This is a genomic window from Methylomonas koyamae (genome assembly GCF_019669905.1).
Lineage (GTDB): Bacteria > Pseudomonadota > Gammaproteobacteria > Methylococcales > Methylomonadaceae > Methylomonas > Methylomonas koyamae.
On record NZ_AP019777.1, the window covers coordinates 1,393,147 to 1,414,060 of the forward strand.

The window sequence follows — 20,914 nt, forward strand, 5'->3', positions numbered from 1 at the left end:
AAATTAGCTCTGGGCGAAGTAACGGGATAAAAATTCGTCGAAGTCGAGCGTGTCGCCGGCTTCGATTTCGGCTTGTTTCCGCAGCGAGGTAGCGGCCAGTTCTTCGAATTGGCGCTGGCTGTCCGCATCCAGCGGTTCGGCGTTGAAATAGTGTTTGTGCAAGGCCGACGTATTGCTGGCAAAGCAGCCGAATTCCTGGCCGTTTTCGCGCATGCAAGCCAGTATCCTGGCCGACGGCGTCAGCGCCGGATTGTCGACCACGGCGAGCTGGTGTTGCAGAGCCAATTGGTAAGGGCGGTCCAGGCTGCCGCGGTCCAGCACGGCACAGATCGGTTGCATTGCGCACAAAATGTCGTGCGCCCAATTTTGCAGCGTGACCGGCTTGCCGTTACGGTTCAATTCCAGTCCGGGCTGGCGGCCCTGGTTGGCGACCAGCAATTGGTTGCTGTTGTTGATCTGAAATTCGTCCGGCCCTTGCGGCGGGCTGTCGTGCAGCAAGCAGTAAAGCAAGAACGCCTCGACAAAACGGGCCGTACTTTCGTCGATGCCGATCGGATTCAACAGGTTCAAGTCTAACGAGCGCATTTCCACGTACAGCACGCCGCGGCGTTTCAAGGCTAAAGTTGGCTTCTCGCCGGATTTGGCGATCTGCTTCGGTCGCATCGTGCTATAAAACTCGTTCTCGATTTGCAGAATGTTGGCATTCAGCTGCTGGTATTCGCCGTCGACCTTGACACCGATCGCCTGGTACTCCGGGTAAGGTGTGTTGATCGCCGCGCTCAAGCTTTGCACATAACCTTCCAGCGAGTTGTAGTCGATTTTCAAGCCTGCCTGATTTTTGCTCTTGTAACCGATATCGCTCATCCGTAGCGAGGTCGCGTAGGGGTGGAACACGGTATGGTCGTCGAATTCCTTGAACTGTTGCATCAGTTGCGGCCGGCTCTTGAAAAACGTCTTGCAGATGGCCGGCGAGGCGCCGAACAGATACAAAATCAGCCAACCTTGACGATGGAAATTGCGAATCAGGCCGAAATACGACTTGGAAATAAAGTCTTCCAGCGATAAGTCGCCGCCGTCGTAACCGTGCAGCGCCGGCCACAACCCTTGCGGCACCGAATAATTGAAATGGATGCCGGCAATCGCCTGCATGGTACGGCCGTAACGGTGCCACAAGCCCTTGCGGTAGATATGTTTCATCTTGCCGATATTGGACGTACCGTATTCGGCAATCGGAATGCTCAGATCGCCGTCGATACCGCACGGCATACTGGTGGCCAGCAGCATTTCGTCGCCCAGATGCGGGTAAACGAATTGGTGAATCTGGTGCATGTAATCCAGCGTTTGTTTGATGTCGGCAAACGGCGGCGTAATGAATTCCAGTAACGCTTCCGAATAATCGGTCGTGATATACGGATGGGTCAAGGCCGAACCCAATGCGCGCGGATGTGGCTTTTGCGAGATCGCGCCTTGTTCGGAAATGCGCAGGCTTTCTTTCTCTATGCCTTTCAGGCCTTGCTTGAGCAAGTACTGTTGATCGCGCGCTATCAAATATTTCAGGCGGTCGGGTAGGCAGCAGTAGTTCGTTATCATAGAAGAAAAGGTTGGCGCCGACGGCGGCGTGAGTTAGCGGGCCATTATAAGGGCTGGTACCCGGATTATTGAAATCGCAGCAGTGCTGTCCAGTCGAGATAAGGCGCGTCGCCGACTATTTCAAGGCCGGCTGCAAAGCCAGGCGTCCTCAGCGCTGCAGTCGCGCCGCCATCTATGGTGTAATAACGGTTATCAGTAACCGCTTATCCGCGCCAGCAAGGCTTCACCATTCGGCAAATGACCCATAATCCAGCGCTCGACACGCTACGTAGCGTATTCGGCTACGACAGTTTTCGCGGCCAGCAGCAGCACATCATCGAACAACTGATTGCCGGCCGTGACGTCTTGGTGCTGATGCCGACCGGCGGCGGCAAGTCTTTGTGTTACCAGATTCCGGCGCTGGTGATGGACGGCGTCGGCATCGTCATCTCGCCGTTGATCGCGTTGATGCAAGACCAGGTCAGCGCGTTGCACCAACTCGGCGTCAGAGCCGCATACCTGAATTCCACCTTATCGTTGGAGCAGGTGCGCGACATTGAGCAACAGTTGCAAAACGGCGACTTGGATTTGTTGTACATCGCCCCGGAACGGCTGTCCAATCTCAGAACTCAAGCCTTGTTCAACCGCTGCAAGATTGCCTTGTTTGCGATAGACGAGGCGCATTGCGTATCGCAATGGGGCCACGACTTTCGCGCCGATTACCTGCAGTTATCGGTGTTGCACCAGCAATTTCCGACCGTGCCGCGCATTGCCTTGACCGCAACCGCCGACGAACGTACCCGCCAGGAAATCATCGCCCGCTTGGCCTTGGAACAAGCCCAAGTCTTTGTCAGCGGCTTCGACCGGCCCAATATCCGCTACCGGATCGTGCAAAAAGACAATGCCCGCCAACAGTTACTGAGCTTTATCCGCAGCGAGCATCCCGGCGATACCGGTATCGTTTATTGCCTGTCGCGCAAAAAAGTCGAGGAAACCGCCGAATGGTTGAGCCAAAAAGGCTTGCGGGCGTTGCCTTACCACGCCGGTATGGACCACCAGCAGCGGCAGAAAAACCAGCATCAGTTTTTGATGGAGGATGGCCTGATTATCGTCGCCACCATCGCCTTCGGCATGGGCATCGATAAACCGAACGTGCGTTTCGTCGCCCATCTGGACCTGCCGAAGAGTGTGGAGGCTTACTACCAGGAAACCGGCCGCGCCGGCCGCGACGGCTTGCCGGCCAATGCCTGGATGGCTTACGGCTTGCAGGACGTATTGACCTTGCGGCAGATGCTCGGCGCATCCAACGCCGACGCCGCCCATAAACGGGTCGAATTGCACAAATTGGATGCGATGTTGGCCTTGTGCGAAACGGTCGGTTGCCGGCGCCAGGCCTTGCTCGGCTATTTCGGCGACGTGCTGGAGCAGGGCTGCGGCAATTGCGATACCTGCCTGGAACCGGTTGCGACCTGGGACGGCAGTCTGGCCGCGCAGCAGGCCTTGTCCTGCATCTACCGCACCGGCCAGCGCTTCGGCGCCACCTACTTGATCGACGTCTTACTCGGTAAGGACGACGAGCGCATCAAGCAATTCGGCCACGACCGGCTATCGACTTTCGGCATCGGCAAGGCCCTCGACGAAAAACGCTGGCGTTCCGTGTTCCGGCAATTGGTTGCCAAATCGCTGGTAGAGATCGACTTCGAAGGCCACGGCAGCCTGCGCTTGGCCGACGCCTGCCGGCCGGTGTTGCGCGGCGAGCAAACCTTGATGCTGCGCAAGGACGTGCAAACCGCCAAGACCCGGCGCGATAAGTACGAAAAGCGCCAGCCGGGCGGCGCGGCGGACAGTGCCTTGTGGGAAGCGTTGCGGGCCAAGCGCAAACAGTTGGCCGACGAGCAGGATGTGCCGCCGTACGTGATTTTTCACGATGCCACCTTAATGGCGATGGTGGAGGTGAGACCGCACAACCGCGAACAGCTCGGGATGATTTCCGGCATCGGCCAGCGCAAGCTGGAACTGTACGGCGACGAGTTTTTGGCCGTCCTGGCCGAGTTCGATACCGCAGCGGAGCCCGGCTCCCGCTCCGATACCGTTGCCGAGAGCCTGGATTTGTTTCGCTTGGGCTATAGCGTGGAGCAGGTGGCGCGGCAGCGGGGAGTAACCGAGGATACGGTTTACAACCATATGGCGAAAGCCTTGGAATCCGGTTTGGTGGAACTGGGCGACGTGTTAAACCTGTCGCCGGCGGAACTCGGCGACATCGAAGCCGCTTTGTTGGCCTTGCCGCACGAGCAACGCAATGCGTTGAAGCCGGTCTACGAACAACTGGCCGGAGCCTACAGTTACGGCATATTGCGCTGCGTCCGCGCCGCGTTACAGCGGCAGACTGGGTAGAAGCGGGCTGAACAAAGCCTTAGTTTCGGCATAGCCTGAAAATATCGTGGTGAAGAGACATTGCCCCCAAATCAAGCCACTTGGTGCGACGAACGGCATCCGGCGGAGGATTTGGCTTGACGTCAAATGATTAGCGAATCTGGTGAGGCGCATGACAGTTATAGAGGTACATCTCCTGTAAAGACGTGCAATATCGTCTCGTCGGGCAGTAAGCTGATAGACAATATTTATCCCTTGCAGCACAGAAAACATCGGTATCAGTAAATCTAACCCAATTCGCGTTAGCTAAAGTGTAAAAATTTCGAGGAAATATGGCAAAAGATACCCAGCGCGGCTCAGCCGTCGTGAACGTTCTGAAATCCGATTCATTGGTTAGTGTAGGAAAGGAGTACTTAGAACTTGGAATAGACACTTTGTTTGAGTCTGGCGCACTTAAGGATATTCCGCTAGCTAATACAATAGTTGGAATATTTGATGCTACCGGTTCTTTTAGAGATCAGCTTCTTGTCAACAAGCTTCTTCGTTTCATAAGTCAACTCTCGGAAATTTCGCAAGAAGAACGAATCGCAATGGCTGAAAAATTAAATGAGGACGACAAATTCTCCGGCAGAACTGGTGCGGCGGTAATTGAAATTCTGGATAGGATGGAGAGCGAGAAAAAACCCGAGTATGCGGCAAAATTCTTTGCCGCCTACGCACGAAGCGAAATTTCCTTCGAGGAGCTTCGCCGTATATTGGTTGCGCTTGAACGAGTTCCATCCTTCGATTTAGAAAAATTGGAGAATTTTTCGAAATCTACGATCAATGAGTCGCGACAAATGGATGAATCCCTTTTACTTGCATTTGTAAATGCAGGCTTGGGAAAAAATAACGGTGGCTGGGATGGCGGAGCAATTGTTCCAACGAGTCTCTGTGAAACATTTGTAAGAGTCGGCATATGCGTGGTCTAACCCAACGTTTGAGTCGACTTCGCTAACGCTTGGCTGCTGAGTTTTGCTTTGGGTGTAGGATCATGAAAACACGTCCTTTGACACAATGATTGATGTCGCGAGCGAGTTTCTTTCCGGCCGGAAACGCTTCTGCACCATCGGAGCCGAGCTAGGAAATATCGAAGGAGGGGCGGCATGGTGTCTTATCGGAAGCATCTGCCGTTAAATCGACTCATCAGGGTATCGAGCATTTGAAGCGAGTCGGGCTTCCATTCCTGGAGCGGTTTTCCGACGCCAACAATTTACTGGCTACGTTAAGGGGAGGCGGAGCAGACACCATGCTGATTACAGATTAGTCCGCTGCTCCAGCTACACCCTGGGCAGATTGTCGCCCTCGGCAGCATTACGCCCGCCAGCTAGGCGTTGCCAAAACCAAGGTTTTATGCAGGACGCTATATCAGGCTTGCGCCGTCTCGGTCCGTTGGAAGCGGTATTCGGTTTTCAGGCAATGGTCCAGCCATTTCTGCAGAAAATAGTTCAAGCGCCATTTGTAATCGCGGATTTCGATCAGATCGCCCGGGTCCTGGTAGACCTTGTCCACCGTCGGCCGGTCGTTGTCGCGGATGACTTCGGCCAGTTGGGCGTCGAGATAGATCCGGATTTTGACGGCCGGTACCAGCAGTTCGGAGCGTTGCTGGTTGAAGCAATGGGTCAGTTCTATGGTCAGCGTGTAGGGATTGCGTTCCAGAACGTCAAGATACAGAGCCGGTTTATTTTGCGTCACACCGATCGCGGCCCGGTCGAAAGAGCGCAAGTTCGGAATCAGCTTGAACAATTTCCGGTAGTTGGATTCGCATAGCTGTTCCAGGCAAAACGCGGTGTTGACCGGCTGCACCAGGCTCATTGTCAATCTTCCCGGTAGCAGGCGTTGGCGCTGGCGGTTTCCCACAGCACCACTTGGTCGACGTTGAAACCTTGCTGTTTGACGTACTGGTAAATCATTTTACTCAGCACTTCGGCGGTGGGGTGCTCGTCTATCGCCAGATATTGTTCGTTATTGGCGATCAGGGCCGGAATGATAGGGTCGTCTTTGTGCAGCAGAAAGTTATGGTCCAGCACGTCGTCGATAAAGCTCTCGACGCAGGCTTTGACGTCGGAAAAGTCGCAGACCATGCCTTGCGCATTCAGTTGTTCCTGGCGGATAGAAATACTGGCCTTGACGCTGTGGCCGTGCAGATTGCGGCACTTGCCCGGATGGTTCATCAGGCGGTGGCCGTAACAAAAATAGACTTCTTTGGTGATGATATACATGGCGTGCCACGTCCTTGTCGTTATCTGTGGAATCCTTAATTGCCTTTGATGCTTTTGATCGAGGCGGCGATTTCGTAATTGCCGTCGCCTTGCTTGACGCTACGCACCACTTCGATGAACGCGGTCATCGGCGGCGTGATCGGCGTTTTCGGCAGAATGCTGACTTCCAGGGCCAGGCCGATTTCGAACGGGCGATTGGCGATGAACGAGACGCCGGCGCCGCTGAGCGTGGTGCATCTGCCGGTACTGACTTGATCCGAATCGGCGAGCCGGTAGGTAATGTCACAGTCGACATCCATGCGGATGTAATCGCGTTTTTCATCATGAGTCAGCATTGAGTTCCTCCGATTCGAAGTGAGCGTTGCGGGTAAGCGAACAATTGGCGGGAGTTTACTATAAAAAAATCCGGTCCAGGGCAGGAAAACGCGGCAGCAGCGACCGAGCTTCGGGTTTTGCCGGCTGGCTCCGGAATTTGGCTTGCCGGCGCCGGCTCGGCTTGGGATTCTGCGAGTTTTGTACTACGCGCCGGAGCGGGGTGAGCTGCTATGGCTTCAAGCGAATTCCGAGCGGCGGCAGCCGGGTATGGTCGCCGCCGGAACCGGACAAGAAGTCGCCAATCTGTTCATTCGGCTAACCCGGCCGCCTGCAGATCGGCGTGGTAGGACGAGCGGACCAGCGGCGCGCTGGCGACCTGGCGGAAGCCGAGTTCGCGGGCGATCTCGGCATAACGGGCGAATTGGTCCGGGTGGATGTATTCGCGTACCGGCAGATGGTCTTTGCTGGGTTGCAGATATTGGCCCAGCGTCAGCATGCTGCAGCCGTGGGCCAGCAAGTCCCGCATCACTTGCACCACTTCGGCCTCGGTTTCGCCGATGCCCAGCATCAGGCCGGATTTGGTCGGCACCTGCGGCAAGTGCTGTTTGTGCTGCTCCAGCAATTTGAGGGAAGTCGGATAATCGGCGCCGGGGCGGGCTTGCAAATACAGGCGCGGTACCGTTTCCAAGTTGTGGTTGAACACGTCGCAAGGTTGTTGTTGCAGAATGTCCAATGCGGTGTCCATCCGGCCGCGAAAATCCGGTACCAGAATTTCGATTGTGGTCTGCGGCGAACGGGCCCGGACTTCGGCGATGCAGGCGGCAAAATGGCCGGCGCCGCCGTCGCGCAAGTCGTCGCGGTTGACCGAGGTGATGACGACGTATTTCAAGCCCATCGCCGCGATAGTCTCGGCCAGATTGGCCGGCTCTTCCGGGTCCAGCGGCTGCGGTTTGCCGTGGGCCACGTCGCAGAACGGGCAGCGCCGGGTGCACAAATCGCCCATAATCATGAAGGTGGCGGTGCCGTGGCTGAAGCATTCGCCCAGATTGGGGCAGGCGGCTTCTTCGCAGACGCTGTGCAGGCGGTGTTCGCGTAGCGATTGTTTGATCCGGTTGACCTGATCGCCGCTCGGCAGCTTGACCCGGATCCAATCCGGTTTGCGCAGCGGCGGTTCGCCGGTCTGTTCCACTTTGACTGGAATCCGCGACAGCTTGTCGGCCTTGCGTTGGTGGGTTTGCGGCGTGGCACGGGACGGGGCGTTGAATGTCATGGTTCGATAGCCTTCAGCAATTGGTGGACCAGCGGTACCGCCAGTTCGTGGTTCGCTATGTTAACGCCCAAGTCGGCAAGTTGGGTGACTTGCAGTCCGGGGTAACCGCAGGGATTGATGTCTCGAAACGGGCCAAGATCCATATCGTTGTTGATGCTGATGCCGTGGTAACAGCAGCCGCGTTTGATGCGCAGGCCGAGCGAAGCGATTTTGCGGCCTGCGACATACACCCCCGGCGCATCGGGTCGTGCGGCGGCGGCGATGCCGTACTGGCTCAGCGTGGCGATGGCGGCGTTTTCCAGCAAGCTGACCGTCTGCCGGGGGCCTTGGTTCAAGCGGCGTAAATCGGCCAGCAGGTATACCACCAACTGGCCGGGGCCGTGGTAGGTGATTTGGCCGCCGCGGTCGGAATCGACGATGGGTATGCCGTTGTTGGCCAGCAGGTGTTCGCGTTTGCCGTTCAGGCCCAGCGTATAAACCGGCGGATGTTCGACGATCCAGATTTGGTCGGCACTGTCCGGCGTGCGTTCCGCCGTGTAGCGTTGCATGTCGTGCCAGACCGCGACATAGTCGCGCAGGCCCAACTGGCGCAGTTCGATATTCCGGTTCACTGCTACCGTTACAGCGCCATTAATACGTCCGGGCAGGCGGTCAGGCCCAGATAAATCGCATCCAATTGTTCGCGGCTGGTGGCTTCTATAACGACGGTAACCGCCGTGTAATTGCCGCCTTTGCTGGGCCGGCTGGTGACGGCGCCCTCGCGGATGTCCGGTACGTGGCGGCGAATGATTTCCACGACGATGGCGTCGAAATCGTCGCGGCTTTTGCCCATCGCCTTGATCGGAAACTGGCAGGGAAATTCGAGTAATGAATCGGATTCGCTCATGACAAGGAGTTTTTGTAAGCTTGCAGCAATTGGTCCATACGTTGCCACAGCGGGCCGGGTTTGCCGTCGCCGATCGCCGCGCCGTCCAGGGCTACCACCGGCACGATTTCGCGGGTGGAACTGACCACCCAAACTTCGCTGGCCTGTTGCAGCGCTTCCAGCGCGATGATGTCTTCTCGGTATGGGATTCGATGCGCTTCCGCCAATTCCAGAATCACGTCGCGGGTGATGCCGGGCAGAATGTCGTGGCCTTTCGGCGGCGTGATCAGTTCGCCGTCGATGACGGCGAACACGTTGCTGGCGGCGCCTTCGATGACGTAACCGTTTTTGACCAGAATCGCTTCGGCGCAGCCGCGGTCGACCGCTTCCTGGCGCAGCAGAATGTTGGCCAGCAGCGTGATGGCTTTGATGTCGCACAATTGCCAGCGGGTATCGTCCAGCGTAATCGCTTCGATGCCTTCGCTGCGGCCGGGAAAGGGCTGGATATCGGCAGACATTGCGAACACGGTCGGCGTAGTCTGTTGCGGAAAGGCGTGGTCGCGCTTCGGCGCCCAGCCGCGGGTGATTTGCAGATAAATGTATTGGTCGCGGCCGTCGTCGGCCAGTAAAGGCCGGAATATCGCTTCCCATTCGGCCACGCTGTACGCCAGCGGCAAACGGATGCCGGCCAAGCTGTTGTTCAGCCTGGCGATGTGGTCTTCCAGCCGGAACAGGCGGCCTTTATAGGCCGGAATCACTTCGTAAACGCCGTCGCCGAATAAAAATCCGCGGTCCAACACCGAGACTTTGGCGTCTGCCAGCGGCAGGTACTCGCCGTTCAAATAGACTTGTTGCGTCATTCTTTCTCCAGTAAACCGATCGCGGCGTCGTACAGGCGGCGGAATAGGCCGCCTTCGGCCACGCTATCCAATGCCACCAGCGGTTTGCTGGCGATCGCATCGCCGGCCAGCGTGACATTCAAACTGCCCACCGTGTCGCCTTTGTTAAGCGGGGCGAATACGCCTTTGTCGATCTGGGTTTCGGCTTTCAGTTCGTTGAAATGTTTGCGCGGCGCGGTCACGTAAAGGTCTTCCGCCAAGCCGACCGCCAATTTGGAAGTCACGCCCTTGCGGATGCGGGTTTCGGCCAGCGGCTTGCCGCCCTCATACAGGCGGTGGGTTTCGAAGAAGCGGAAGCCGTAATTCAGCAACGACTGGCTTTCGTTGGAACGGGCATTGGCGCTGGCGGTGCCCATCACGACCGAGATCAGGCGCATGTCTTCGCGTTTGGCCGAAGCGACCATGCAGTAACCGGCGTCGTCGGTAAAGCCGGTTTTCAAGCCATCGACCGACGGATCGCGCCATAACAGCAGGTTACGGTTTTGTTGGGTGATGCCGTTGTAGGTGAATTCTTTTTGCGAATCCCAGCGGTAGTATTCCGGAAACTCGCGGATCATCGCTTGCGCCAGCATCGCCAGATCCCGCGCCGAGCTGTAATGGTTGGGGCTGGGCAGGCCGGTGGCGTTTTCGAAATGGCTGTTGGCCATGCCCAGGCGGCTGGCTTGTTCGTTCATCATCGTCGCGAAAGTTTGCTCGCTGCCGGCCACGTGTTCGGCCAAGGCCACGCTGGCGTCGTTACCGGATTGGATGATCATGCCTTGCAGCAAGTCTTCGACCCGAACTTGTTTGTTGACCTCGACGAACATTTTCGAGCCGCCGGTTTCCCAGGCGTTCTGGCTGATCGTGACTTTCTCGTCCAACGTTAAATGTCCGGCTTTCAATTCGCGGAACACGACGTAGGCCGTCATGATTTTGGTCAGACTGGCCGGGGCTACGCGTTTGTCGGCGTCTTTCTCGGCCAGAATCCGGCTGCTGTCGAAATCCAGCAGGAAGAAACTGGAGGCGGCGACGCTGGGGGCGGCCGGGGTGAAAATCGGTCCGGCGGCCGGTAAAGACAGGCTGGTGAACAGTAACAGCAGCCCGCCAAACAGGCCGAATGTCATGCGAAGAGGTTGGCTCATGATTGCGGTATTCAAAAGTCGTTCGGGAAGCGGCCATTGTACCACCCCCGGCTCGCGCTTAGAAAAACCCGAGCGTTGCGCCAGCGGCACGCGTCGGAAAGCCCCGGACTGCTGGCGTTCGCTAGGGCTCAGCGTTCGGCGCAGATTCTGAAGCGGCAGGCGCAATCCTGTTGTGCCATACACGCCGTTTGTTCGATGGCGCTGCCCAGTAATGTGCTGATCAGCGCCCGGTCGAATTCGCACAGCTCGGGGATTTGCTGGGCCAAGTCGTGGTAGACGCAGTTCACCGCTTTCAGGCTGGGCTGGCCGTCATCGGTTTCCAACTCGGCGCGGTAGCCCAGCGTTTGCATCAATTCGACCAGGGCCTGGCGTTTCGCCTGCGGAGTTTTGCCGCTGAATTGCGGTGCCAACGATTGCGCCAGGTTAACGCCCATCCGCGCCAGCATTTGCCTTAGCGCGGTTTCGCCAAGTTCCGTCTTCAGTTCCGCCAATAATAATTGGCAGAACCAGCCGTATTGCTTGGGCAGGCGGTTGCGTCCCTGTTCCGTCAGCTTGTAGCTGCGCGCCGGCCGGCCGCCGGTACTGTTCAACGCCGCTTCGGCGACCAGTTGTGCTTTTTCCAGCCCCACCAAATGCTGCTTCACCGCATTGCGCGAAATCTGCATTGCGGCGGCCAGCTCGTCGATGCTCAGCCCGTTTGCCGCCGCTAGCAGTAAATTCAGGATTTGGTCTTGGCGGGTGCCGTTGGCTTGGGTCATGGCGCTGCTGCGAATCGTAGGCTGGAGATGGCGTAATTCTATGCCGGAATCCGGGCTTGGCAAAGTATCGGAAAGGCCGATAGCTAATATAAATAAGTTTTATAATACAAATATTGCAAAAGGTGGCTGATTGGCTTATTCTGCTCCCGGCTGCTACAAGCCGTAACCGATTCATCCACTCCATATAGGCGGAACAATATGAGCGAAACCACTGCAACTCTGTACGAACAATTGGGCGGCGAAGCCGCGGTTAATGCTGCGGTCGATATCTTCTACCGTAAAGTGCTAAACGACCACCGCATCAACCGCTTCTTCGACAACACCGACATGGACAAACAGGCTGCCAAGCAGAAAGCCTTTTTGACGATGGCCTTCGGCGGTCCCAACAATTATTCGGGGGCCGATATGCGCCGGGCTCATGCTCATCTAGTGAAGAACTTGGGTCTGGACGACTCCCATTTCGATGCGGTGGTCGAAAATCTGGCGACGACCTTGCAGGAATTGAACGTGCCGGATGCCTTGATTCAGCAAGTCGCAGCGATTGCCGAAAGTACGCGTAACGACGTACTGGACCGTTAAGCGGAGATGCAGGCCATGCAGACGCACAAGATCAACCTGGGCCGGCGCGAGTTGTTTTGCCAGCCTGGCGAGTCGGTGTTGGACGCTTTACTGCGGGAGCAGGTCGAGATTGCTTACGGCTGCCGGCAGGGGGCTTGCCAGAGCTGCATCGCCCGCAGTCTGGACGGGGCGCCGCCGGCTGCGGCCCAAGCCGGCTTGAAAGACGTGTTGCGCCATCAAAACCACTTCCTGGCCTGCCTGTGCTACCCGGAACGCGATATGGCGATCGGTATCGGCTCGCCGGAGCAGCGTTTTTGCCACGCCACGGTGACCGGTAAGCGCTTGCTCAATGCCGAGACCTTGTTGCTAACTTTGCGTACCGAGGAAGCGCTCGACTATTACGCCGGCCAGTTCGTCAATTTGAAGCGCAGCGACGGTTTGCAACGCAGTTATTCGATCGCCAACAACCGGACCCACGCCAACAACTTGACCTTCCATATCCGCCGGTTGGCCGGCGGCCGCTTCAGTGCCTGGGCGCACGACGAACTGCAGCTTGGCGACCTGTTGGAGGTTTCCGATCCGCAAGGCCTGTGTTACTACCTGCCCAGCAGTCAGCCGCGCAATTTATTGTTGATCGGCACCGGCAGCGGCCTGGCGCCGCTGGCCGGCATTGTCAGCGAGGCGCTGCACCACGGCCACGCCGGCGAGATTCACCTCTACCACGGTAGCCGGGAAATGGACGGTTTGTATTGGATCGACGAAATGCGCGAGCTGGCTGCGCAATACGCTAATTTTCATTACACGCCCTGCGTATCGCGCGGCGTTGCGGCGGATGGCGTCGCTAGTGGTCGGGCCAACGACGTGGCGATGCAGCGATTGCCGGATTTGCAGGGTTGGCGGGTCTACTTGTGCGGCCACCCGGACATGGTGCAGCAGAGCAAACGCCAGGCTTTCCTGAAAGGCGCCAAATTCGACGACATTTATGCCGACGCGTTTCATGTGGCGTCGGCCACCTTGGACTAACTGCCGAGCGCGGAATAATCCTTTTGCCGTTCGGCGGTTGCCAGGCCGCGCAGTTGAGCCAGGACTTGTTGCAGCACCGGCGAGTCGTTGTCGCGGCCGGACACCATGTAAGCCGGCAACGTGAAGCGCGGGCTGTCCGCCACCGGATGCAAGCGGCCGGATTGCAACAGCGGTGCCGCCAATCGGATCGGCAGAAAGCAGGAGCCGCTGTTTTGTGCCAGGATCAATTGCAGTGCCATCCAACCGATATTGACCACTTGCGCCGAGCGTTCCAGGTTGGGAAAGGCATTGCTGTGTTGGGCGTAAAAACCCGGTGCCCAATCGACGAAAATGTAGTCGTCGTTGGGCCAGGGCCGGTCGGGGTCGGTGCTCAGCAGCAATAACGTTTCGTCGAATATGTGCTCCACCAGCAGCCCCGGGCTGTGTTGCGGCGTATACATCATGCCTATGTCCAGCGCGCCGGAAATCAGGCTGCGCATCAAGTCTTCCTCGAAGCCGATATCGGTGCGGATCGAAACATCCGGCATCTGTCGCCGAATCGCGCCTATCCATTCCGGCAACAAGCCTTCGCACAAGGCGATGCGGGCGCCGATGCTGACGCTGTCGCGGAAGCGGCTGGGTAGGCCGATATCGTGGCGGGCCTGTTCCAATGTCAGCAGCAGAGCTTTGGCGTGGCGCAAAAAGCGTTGGCCGGGTTGGGTCAGGCTGGCGCCGGCCCGGTTGCGCACGAACAAGCTGACGCCCAAGTAGGCTTCCAGGCGCTGGATCCGGGTGCTGACCGTCGATTGGGTTACATACAGGCGGTTGGCGGCTTCCAAAAAACTGCCGTTGGCGGCGACGCTTAAAAAGGTTCTGATCTGATCGATATCCATGGTGGCGTAGTATTGATAAGTTCGATATTAAAGTCCAATAAATATCGTTTGTCTTATATCAAATCGGTTTTTATAGTAGAGCTGTATCGATTCGATGGTATCTATTACACTTGGAGGGCACCATGAAGACTTTAATCGATTTGACAAAATTCGTTGCCGCTACACCCAGATGGCTGGTCGGTCTGGCCTTAACCGGTTTGATGGCGGCATGCTCCGCGCCGGCTCTGAAAGCAGTGCAAATTCCCGGCAAGCAATACCAAGCCGTGTTGATTGTGCCGGTTACGGCGCCGCCGCTGGAAGTGATTCCGGATTTGCTGGAACAACACGATGCAGCCTATCGCCACGTGAGAAATATGGCGATGAATCTGGACCTTGAAAAACAGCGCTATCGCACCGCTGGCGGCATTGTCGTCGTTGGCATGGTCGCCGGCAATCCAAGCGACGCCGAGACGCTCGGGGCTTTGCCGCCGACTGCGGTCGGTGGCGAGGCAGGCGCCAGCGTCTGGACTCCGGCGAAAACCGTTGGCGAGCAACTGAAAAAGCTGCTGGCCTTCGAAAACCGGGTTGCGGTATTGAGTCGCGAAGATTACCCCTTGGTGATAACCAACGACGCCAGCCTGCATGATTGGCATCGAGCGATTCAGGCTTGGTATCGCCAGGATAACAGCACCGGCGCCTACGCCAATCGCGGCCGCTACGACGCCGTGATCGAGTTGGGCGTCGGCCGTTACCGGATCTTCGAAGGCCAAACCTCGTTGCAACTGATGCTGAAGCTGATCGATCCGGCCTCCGGCCACGTGCTGGCCCGAACCCATTCCGAGAGTTTCCGGGTCGACGATGCCGCATTGGCTTCGCTCGAGCAGGACGGCGTGGCGTTCCGACAATTGATCGGCAATATGGCGGCGCCGCTGTTGCGGCAAAGTCTGGGCGATTTGGGGCTGCGCGATTTGCCGGTCGCGGACGAGAGTTGAGGCCGGGTCGGATCAGCGATGAGCGCCGATTTCCCGAAACGCCTGCGCGGTTGGCGGTTCAATTTATTCAACCTGTTGCTTGGCGGCGGTCATGCCTTGGTGATTTTCAACGCCGGCGCCTACATCGCGATGCTGCCCAGGGTGGCGGCCGGTTTGGGTGTGCAGCCCAGTTTCGGCACCTGGACCCAGACCGACTACATGATCGCGCTGGCCTTGGCTTTGCCGCTGGGCGGCTGGTTGGGGCGGCGGTTCGGCGAATACCGGCCCTTGATTTGGGCCTTTGCCGGCTTTGCTGCGGCATCCTGGCTGTGCGCGATGGCCGATGACTTTCATCTGTATCTGGCCGCGCGGGTGGTGCTGGGCTTCTGCGGCGGGCTGACCTTGCCCTTGGGCCAGGCGTTGTTGCTCAAGGAATATCCGGACAAACGCAAGTCGCTGGGTATCGGCGTCTGGAGTCTGTTTACCTTGACGCCGTTTACCTTCGGTCCGCCGCTCGGCGGTTGGGTGGCCGACAATTTGGGTTGGCGCTGGCTGTTTTGGGGCAACATTCCGCTGGCATTGGCGATTGCCGGACTGCTGGGCGCCTTGCTGTACGGCCGCGGCGGGCCGCACTTGCGGCAACGTCTGGATATTCCCGGTTGCGTTATGGCCATACTGATTTTATTCGGCATACAAACCCTGCTGAACCAGGGCAACGACTGGGATTGGGGCAATTCCGGCTACATCAGGGGGCTAAGCATCGGCGTGGGCGTAATGCTGCTGTACTGGCTGATTTGGGAATGGGGTTGTCGGCGGCCGTTTCTGGATATTCGCTTGTTTGGCCGGCGCAATTTTACGATCGGCGTGATCGGCTTGTTCGCCGGCTTTTTGTGTTTTCAAGGTCTGTTGTCGCTGCTGATCGTGCAATTGCAACTGGCGTTGGGTTACTCGTCGTTCCTGGCCGGACTGGTGTTTTTGCCGATGGCGATTTTCGCCAAACCGATGGCCGGTGTGTTTCACGAGATCGCCAAACGGGTCGATGCCCGCTTGCTGGCCAGTGCCAATTTGTTGGGCTTTGCCGCCACCTATTTCTGGCTGAGCCGCTTCGACGACCCGGACAGCTTTGCCCAGTTGTTCTGGCCGAAATTGCTGGAAGGTGCCTGTTTGGGCAGCTTTTTCGTGCCGTTGACGGCGTTGTTGTTGCACGGTATTCCGGCCGATAGGCATTGGCGGGCACTGGAATTGGCCAATCTGTTGCGCATTGCCGCCGGCGCGATCGGTATTGCCTTGCAGGGCGTGATTTTCTACCGGCGTACGCCGTTGCATATGACCCGTTTCGCCGAGAATCGAGATGCCTGGTCGGATGCCGGTACGGAGGCGATGCAAACCTTGCTGGCTAGCGGCTTCGAAGCCGACGCCGCGCTGGCCAAATTCGCCAAACTGGCCGGCAAAGCCCAAGCCATTCGCGGCTTGAACGATGCGTTTTGGTTGGCCGGCTGCATTTTTCTCGGTCTGGCGGCCTTGGTTTGGCTGGCCGAACCGACCCGGGCCCCGGTTCGTTCCGCGCCGGCCATGCAGCGCGAGCTGGAAGAAACCTTGGCGGAGGAGGATGCCTGATGGCTGCACTTCGCCGGTTTGGCTTGGCTGTATTGGTAATAACAATCGAGGGGTGTGCTTTATTCGGCGCAGATAGCCAGCGCGCACAAATGGCACCGCTACCGGAAATCGAACAAACCCTGGCGCGCACCACTGCCGAGATTGCCGCGCAAGACCGTTGGCCGGAACAGCGCTGGTGGACGGCGTTCGGCAACGCCACGTTGAACGGCTTGATCGAGACCGCGCTGGCCGCCAATCCGAATCTGAAAGTCGCCGAGGCGCGCCTGCGCCAGGCCGAAACCTTGGCCGATTTCGAAGCCGCCGACCTGTATCCGACCATAGACGCCAACGTCAGCTTTACCGCGCAACGCTTTTCCGCCGATAGCGTGCAGGCAAAATTGGCCGGCCAGCATTTCCGGCATTTACTGATTAATCCGCTGGTGCTGCGCTACCATCTGGACTTTTGGGGGCGCGACGAAGCCAGTCTGCAAAGTGCCGTCGATCGTTCGCTGGCCGCCAGTGCCGAATTGGCCGACGCCCGCTTGTTGTTGGCCACGGCCGTGGCCGGAGCCTATTTCGATTTGCTGGCGGCCGCGGAAAAATGGCAACTGGCGGAACATATCGTCTCCGATCTGGAGACGCTGTTCCGCTTGGAGCAGCGTCGCCGCGCCGCCGGTTTGATCGGCGAGGCGCCGCTGTGGCAAGCCGAACGGAATTTGCATGCGGCCAAACAGGCGGCGGCCGGTTTGCGCGCCGAACAGGAATTGCGCCGCAACCAGTTGGCGGCGTTGGCCGGGCAGGGCGCCGATTGGGGGATGCGGATAGCGCTTGACGCTTCGGTGGTGCCGCAAGTGCTGGCCTTGCCGGCCGATCTGCCGTTGCGGTTGCTGGCGCGGCGGCCGGACCTGCATGCCGCCCGCTTGCAGGCGAATGCCGCCGCCGAGGATATTCATGTCGCCAAAACTGCGTTTTATCCGGACGTCAATTTGCTGGCGTTCACAGGCTTCCATAGCGTCAGTCTGGTCGATATTGCCTTGCAAGGCTCGAGTTTGGCCTATGCCGTCGGCCCGTCGATCGAATTTCCGATTTTCGAAGGCGGCCGCTTGCGCGCCCAACTCGGTTACCGGGAAGCCGCCTACGACTTGGCGGTGCAGCGCTATAACGCCGGCTTGTTGCATGCGGTGCAGGATGTCGCCGACGCCTTGAGCCGCTGGCACGAACTGGCCGCCAAAGCCGATGAACAACAACAAGCCTTGGCGGCCGCCGAGGCGCAAAACCGGCTCAGCGATAGCCTGATTCGCAACGGTTTGCACGATAACGGCAAGCTAGTGCTGGCGCGGATCGAAGCCAACCGCGAGCGCCTGCTGCTGGCCGGCTTGGCGGCCGAACAACGTAAGAACGCGGTCAGTCTGATCAAAGCCTTGGGTGGCGGTTACCAGGCAGCCGTAGAATCCGCACCCCAACCCTGAACACCATGCAGAAAAAAGTGTATCCCCGCGAAATTCTTCGCCAACGCCGGCGCCGGCTGCGCTGGGTCACGATTTTATTGTTGCTGGCCGCCGCCGGCTATCTGGGCTATTGGTGGCTGACCCAGCGCGAGTGGGTGCGGACCGACGACGCTTTCGTCGCCGGGCATTTGGTCGGCGTCAAGGCCCAGGTCGACGGGACGGTGGTCGAGATCCTGGCCGAGAATACCCAGGCCGTACAAAAGGGCGACGTGCTGGTGCGGCTGGACGGCAACTACGCATTAGTGGCGATGCAACAGGCCGAAGCCGAACTGGCCAAAACCGTGCGCGAGTTTTATATGTTGAAAGCCCGGCTGGAGAGTTTGCGCCAGCGTTTGGCCGCCAAGCAAGCGGCAGTGATGCAAGTCGAACACGATTTGCAGCGCTTCAAAGCCGCGGCCGGCGACGGTGCGGTGTCCGACCAGCAAGTGCAGAATGCCGAAGATAAATTGCGCGAGTTGGCGGCGGCGATTCGCGAGACCAGTGCGGAGCGGGACGGCGTGGCCGCTCAGTTGCGCGATTCCGGCGTGGACGACTATCCGGCGGTGGAGCAGGCCAAGAGCCGTTTGCGCCGGGCCTATTTGGATTATCAGCGGCGCGAGGTGCGGGCGCCGGTGTCCGGTTTCGTCGCCAAGCGCAAGGTGCAGGTCGGCGACAATCTGCACGCCGGCGCGGCGCTGATGGTGGTGGTGCCGTTGGACCAAGTGTGGATCGAAGCCAACTTTCTGGAAACCCAGATTGCCGATATTCGTCCCGGCCAGGCCGCCGAGATTCGGGTCGATGCCTTTGGCGGCGAGCGCATGTACCATGGCTTGGTGCAGGGCTTGAATCCCGGTTCCGGCAGCAGTTTTGCGTTGTTGCCGACCGACAACGCCACTGGCAATTTCATTCATATCGCCGAGCGGGTGCAGGTGCGGATTGCGTTGGCGCCGGAAGAATTGCGCGCCGTGCCGTTGCAGCCCGGTTTATCGACATTGACCCGGGTGCATATCGCCGACACCGGCGCGTCGGCGTTGGCTTCTAAGGTGAGTCTGGCTGATGCCGCCTACCGCACCGATATTTACCAGCACGAACTGGACGGCGTCGAGGACAAAATCCGCGAGATTATCGCGGCCAACCGTTCCTGATCGATTCGTTGCCGCTGGCTGGAAAACCTACAAAAAATGCTGCAATTCGTGGGCTGTCCGTGTATCTTTGCCCGTTGGTTAACATAACCATAACAATAAATTTAACCGCCAGCCCGACAGGGACGGCTTTGTCGAATATTTAGCTCACGGATTAACCATGTGTTTTAGCGCCAATATGTCTTTGGGATTGGGAGTGGCCGGGCTGGTTGCGTCCAGCGTCACTTTTTTGGATAAGGACGAAACCTTTTGGGTCAGGTTGGCTCGGGCCTATGCGATTTTCCATTTTTCGTTGATGGAGTTCATCCAGTATTTCGCCTATCCGGTCGCCGACCAGTGCGGCTACGGCACCAATTTACTGCTCAGCGAATTGTCGTCGGTGCATATCAGTTTGCAAGCCTTTGCCATCATGCCGGCCTTGGCCACCTATTCGACCGATCCCGGCGCGTTACGCAAAGCCTTTTTCGTCGGTAGCAGCCTGAGCGGCTTGTTTCTGATCTTTACTCGGCTGCCCAACGATTGGCAGTTGTTCGGGATCGATCCCAATTTCATCGGCCGCATGCAGTCCTGCCTGTTCATGGGCATTTACCACATCGGTTATGCGATTTCGAGCGCCTTCGGCTTGCTGGTTACCCACGGCTCGCTGTTCGCGTTGGCTTTGAGCGGGTTTGTCTGGAAAAACAATTGGCGGATCGGCACATACCATTGCTTCGGCGCCTTGATGACCTTGTTTGTGCCGCAGTGGTTGTTCGGCGTCAGTACCGGCGAAGCGGCGGCGATGTATTGCTTCTATTCGATTCCGATTACCGCCAGCTTCATGCCCTGGTTCAAAAAGATCTTTATCGGCCGGGTCGCGGATGCGGCCGATGGCATGCCGGCGCGGCAACAGTCCTAGCCGATCATCCCCAGGCGGCTCTGAACTGGCGGTAAAATTCGGGGTCGCGCACCGTGGCCCCGCGGCGTCCGACGATGGCCGAGGCGAAATCTTGAGCGCGTGCCAGCGTCAACCGCAACGGCCAGCCGCGGTCGATTCCCAATAACACCACGGCGGCGAAGGCGTCGCCGGCGCCGACCGTGTCGACCACCTCAATGCTTGCAGCCGGTTGCACTTCGGCGAATTCGCCGGTTTGGGTCAATGCCATGGCGCCATGCTCGCCGCGAGTCACCACCACGCCCTGCAAATCGTAACGTTGCTGCAATAGCCGCAGCTTGCTGTCGATGGCATGCTCCTCCGGCAGCAATAAGGCCAGTTCTTCATCGTTCAGTTTCAACCAATCGGCGGCGCTCATCCACTGATGGACTGCATCCGCATCCCACCACGGCGCGCGCAAATTGACGTCGAAAAACACCGGGCCGCGCCATTGGCGTTTGATCTGTTCGAACGTTGCGCGGGATACATCATGCCGCAGCGCCAGGCTGCCGTGGTAGAGCAAGCCCAGCTCGCTGCCGGCGGGTAATTCCATGGCCGCGATGTAATCGTAGGCTTGTTGTTCCAGAATACGGTAACTCGGCTGGCCGTTGTCGATGCTGACCGCGACACTGCCGGTCGGACGGGCGGCGTCTGTCTCCACCCCATTTTGGCGCATGCCGTGGTTTTGCATGGCCGCCAACAATTCCGCCCCCGCCGCATCCCGGCCGATGCGGCTGACAAATAAAGGTTCGGCGCCCAAACCTTGCAAATGCCAGGCAACGTTGAAAGGCGCTCCGCCGAGTATCCGGCTGCCGTCCGGGAAGCAATCGAACAGCGCTTCGCCGAAAATGGTTATCGAATCTGCCGGCATGGTGTCCGCCTGAATTAAAGGTGTGGGGCGGCAACCTTAGCCAATCGGCCGGAAAATGGCAATCGGTTACGGCT

General features: G+C 58.3%; 21 protein-coding genes. 9 read left to right on the forward strand and 12 right to left on the reverse strand.

Annotation, left to right across the window (positions count from 1 at the left end; genetic code table 11):
* Positions 1–3: 3 nt before the first annotated feature.
* Positions 4–1,590 (reverse strand): glutamate--cysteine ligase, encoded by a 1,587-nt coding sequence (gshA, locus tag MKFW12EY_RS06775; RefSeq protein WP_221054228.1) that lies wholly within the window; start codon positions 1,588–1,590, stop codon positions 4–6.
* 237 nt (positions 1,591–1,827) lie between these two features.
* Here gshA and recQ point away from each other — a divergent pair, with 237 nt between their 5' ends.
* Both recQ and MKFW12EY_RS06785 read left to right on the forward strand, forming a co-directional pair.
* The gene (gene recQ / locus MKFW12EY_RS06780) at positions 1,828–3,963 is read left to right on the forward strand and encodes a DNA helicase RecQ (protein WP_221054229.1); all 2,136 of its coding nucleotides are present in this window, start codon (positions 1,828–1,830) and stop codon (positions 3,961–3,963) included.
* Between the two features lie 311 nt (positions 3,964–4,274).
* Positions 4,275–4,913 carry a hypothetical protein gene (locus MKFW12EY_RS06785; protein ID WP_054758340.1) on the forward strand — a complete coding sequence of 213 codons (639 nt, stop codon included), beginning with the start codon at positions 4,275–4,277 and terminating at the stop codon, positions 4,911–4,913.
* Between the two features lie 436 nt (positions 4,914–5,349).
* Here MKFW12EY_RS06785 and MKFW12EY_RS06790 read toward each other — a convergent pair whose 3' ends face one another.
* From MKFW12EY_RS06790 to MKFW12EY_RS06830, 9 genes are all read right to left on the reverse strand, one after another.
* Entirely contained in the window at positions 5,350–5,796 is a 447-nt protein-coding gene (locus MKFW12EY_RS06790; protein WP_054758341.1) for a DUF1249 domain-containing protein, read from the reverse strand.
* A 2-nt stretch (positions 5,797–5,798) separates the two neighbouring features.
* Positions 5,799–6,203: a 6-pyruvoyl trahydropterin synthase family protein gene (locus tag MKFW12EY_RS06795; RefSeq protein ID WP_054758342.1), complete on the reverse strand. Its 405-nt coding sequence runs from the start codon at positions 6,201–6,203 to the stop codon at positions 5,799–5,801.
* 35 nt (positions 6,204–6,238) lie between these two features.
* Positions 6,239–6,538 (reverse strand): PilZ domain-containing protein, encoded by a 300-nt coding sequence (locus tag MKFW12EY_RS06800; RefSeq protein ID WP_064022292.1) that lies wholly within the window; start codon positions 6,536–6,538, stop codon positions 6,239–6,241.
* 287 nt (positions 6,539–6,825) lie between these two features.
* The gene (gene lipA, locus MKFW12EY_RS06805; RefSeq protein WP_221054230.1) at positions 6,826–7,788 is read right to left on the reverse strand and encodes a lipoyl synthase; all 963 of its coding nucleotides are present in this window, start codon (positions 7,786–7,788) and stop codon (positions 6,826–6,828) included.
* Positions 7,785–8,399 (reverse strand): lipoyl(octanoyl) transferase LipB, encoded by a 615-nt coding sequence (gene lipB, locus MKFW12EY_RS06810; RefSeq protein WP_375142693.1) that lies wholly within the window; start codon positions 8,397–8,399, stop codon positions 7,785–7,787. The genes lipA and lipB overlap by 4 nt, the downstream gene beginning before the upstream one ends.
* An 8-nt stretch (positions 8,400–8,407) precedes the next feature.
* A complete protein-coding gene (locus MKFW12EY_RS06815; protein WP_054758343.1) occupies positions 8,408–8,674 on the reverse strand; it encodes a YbeD family protein in 267 nt (88 codons plus the stop codon).
* Positions 8,671–9,513, reverse strand: a complete 843-nt coding sequence (locus tag MKFW12EY_RS06820; RefSeq protein ID WP_054758344.1) for a D-amino acid aminotransferase — start codon at positions 9,511–9,513, stop codon at positions 8,671–8,673. The genes MKFW12EY_RS06815 and MKFW12EY_RS06820 overlap by 4 nt, the downstream gene beginning before the upstream one ends.
* Positions 9,510–10,673, reverse strand: a complete 1,164-nt coding sequence (locus MKFW12EY_RS06825; protein WP_054758353.1) for a D-alanyl-D-alanine carboxypeptidase family protein — start codon at positions 10,671–10,673, stop codon at positions 9,510–9,512. Before MKFW12EY_RS06825 ends, MKFW12EY_RS06820 begins: the two co-directional genes overlap by 4 nt.
* 128 nt (positions 10,674–10,801) lie before the next feature.
* Positions 10,802–11,431 (reverse strand): helix-turn-helix transcriptional regulator, encoded by a 630-nt coding sequence (locus MKFW12EY_RS06830; protein WP_221054231.1) that lies wholly within the window; start codon positions 11,429–11,431, stop codon positions 10,802–10,804.
* Between the two features lie 198 nt (positions 11,432–11,629).
* Between MKFW12EY_RS06830 and MKFW12EY_RS06835 the strand changes: the two genes are divergently transcribed.
* Together MKFW12EY_RS06835 and MKFW12EY_RS06840 are read left to right on the forward strand one after the other, a co-directional pair.
* Complete coding sequence (locus MKFW12EY_RS06835) at positions 11,630–12,010, forward strand: group I truncated hemoglobin (RefSeq protein WP_054758345.1); 381 nt, start codon at positions 11,630–11,632, stop codon at positions 12,008–12,010.
* Positions 12,011–12,025: 15 nt separating this feature from the next.
* The gene (locus MKFW12EY_RS06840) at positions 12,026–13,012 is read left to right on the forward strand and encodes a 2Fe-2S iron-sulfur cluster-binding protein (protein ID WP_054758354.1); all 987 of its coding nucleotides are present in this window, start codon (positions 12,026–12,028) and stop codon (positions 13,010–13,012) included.
* Here the strand turns inward: MKFW12EY_RS06840 and MKFW12EY_RS06845 are convergent.
* Positions 13,009–13,884 carry a LysR family transcriptional regulator gene (locus MKFW12EY_RS06845; protein ID WP_064022286.1) on the reverse strand — a complete coding sequence of 292 codons (876 nt, stop codon included), beginning with the start codon at positions 13,882–13,884 and terminating at the stop codon, positions 13,009–13,011. The two genes, MKFW12EY_RS06840 and MKFW12EY_RS06845, sit on opposite strands and share 4 nt — an antisense overlap.
* Before the next feature lie 122 nt (positions 13,885–14,006).
* Here MKFW12EY_RS06845 and MKFW12EY_RS06850 point away from each other — a divergent pair, with 122 nt between their 5' ends.
* The 5 genes from MKFW12EY_RS06850 to MKFW12EY_RS06870 all read left to right on the forward strand — a co-directional run bounded on the left by MKFW12EY_RS06850 (position 14,007) and on the right by MKFW12EY_RS06870 (position 19,954).
* Positions 14,007–14,855: a hypothetical protein gene (locus MKFW12EY_RS06850; RefSeq protein ID WP_221054232.1), complete on the forward strand. Its 849-nt coding sequence runs from the start codon at positions 14,007–14,009 to the stop codon at positions 14,853–14,855.
* 18 nt (positions 14,856–14,873) lie between these two features.
* On the forward strand, positions 14,874–16,451 hold the full coding sequence (locus MKFW12EY_RS06855) for a DHA2 family efflux MFS transporter permease subunit (RefSeq protein WP_221054233.1): 1,578 nt from the start codon (positions 14,874–14,876) through the stop codon (positions 16,449–16,451).
* Entirely contained in the window at positions 16,451–17,899 is a 1,449-nt protein-coding gene (locus tag MKFW12EY_RS06860) for an efflux transporter outer membrane subunit (protein WP_221054234.1), read from the forward strand. Before MKFW12EY_RS06855 ends, MKFW12EY_RS06860 begins: the two co-directional genes overlap by 1 nt.
* Positions 17,900–17,904: 5 nt before the next feature.
* Positions 17,905–19,062: an HlyD/EmrA/EmrK family protein gene (locus tag MKFW12EY_RS06865; protein ID WP_221054235.1), complete on the forward strand. Its 1,158-nt coding sequence runs from the start codon at positions 17,905–17,907 to the stop codon at positions 19,060–19,062.
* A 157-nt stretch (positions 19,063–19,219) separates the two neighbouring features.
* The gene (locus MKFW12EY_RS06870) at positions 19,220–19,954 is read left to right on the forward strand and encodes a DUF5765 domain-containing protein (RefSeq protein ID WP_064030122.1); all 735 of its coding nucleotides are present in this window, start codon (positions 19,220–19,222) and stop codon (positions 19,952–19,954) included.
* A gap of 4 nt (positions 19,955–19,958) precedes the next feature.
* On the opposite strand, the gene MKFW12EY_RS06875 is transcribed toward MKFW12EY_RS06870, so the two are convergent.
* Positions 19,959–20,840, reverse strand: coding sequence for a PfkB family carbohydrate kinase (locus MKFW12EY_RS06875; protein WP_221054236.1), 882 nt, complete (start codon positions 20,838–20,840; stop codon positions 19,959–19,961).
* Between the last annotated feature and the right edge of the window lie 74 nt (positions 20,841–20,914).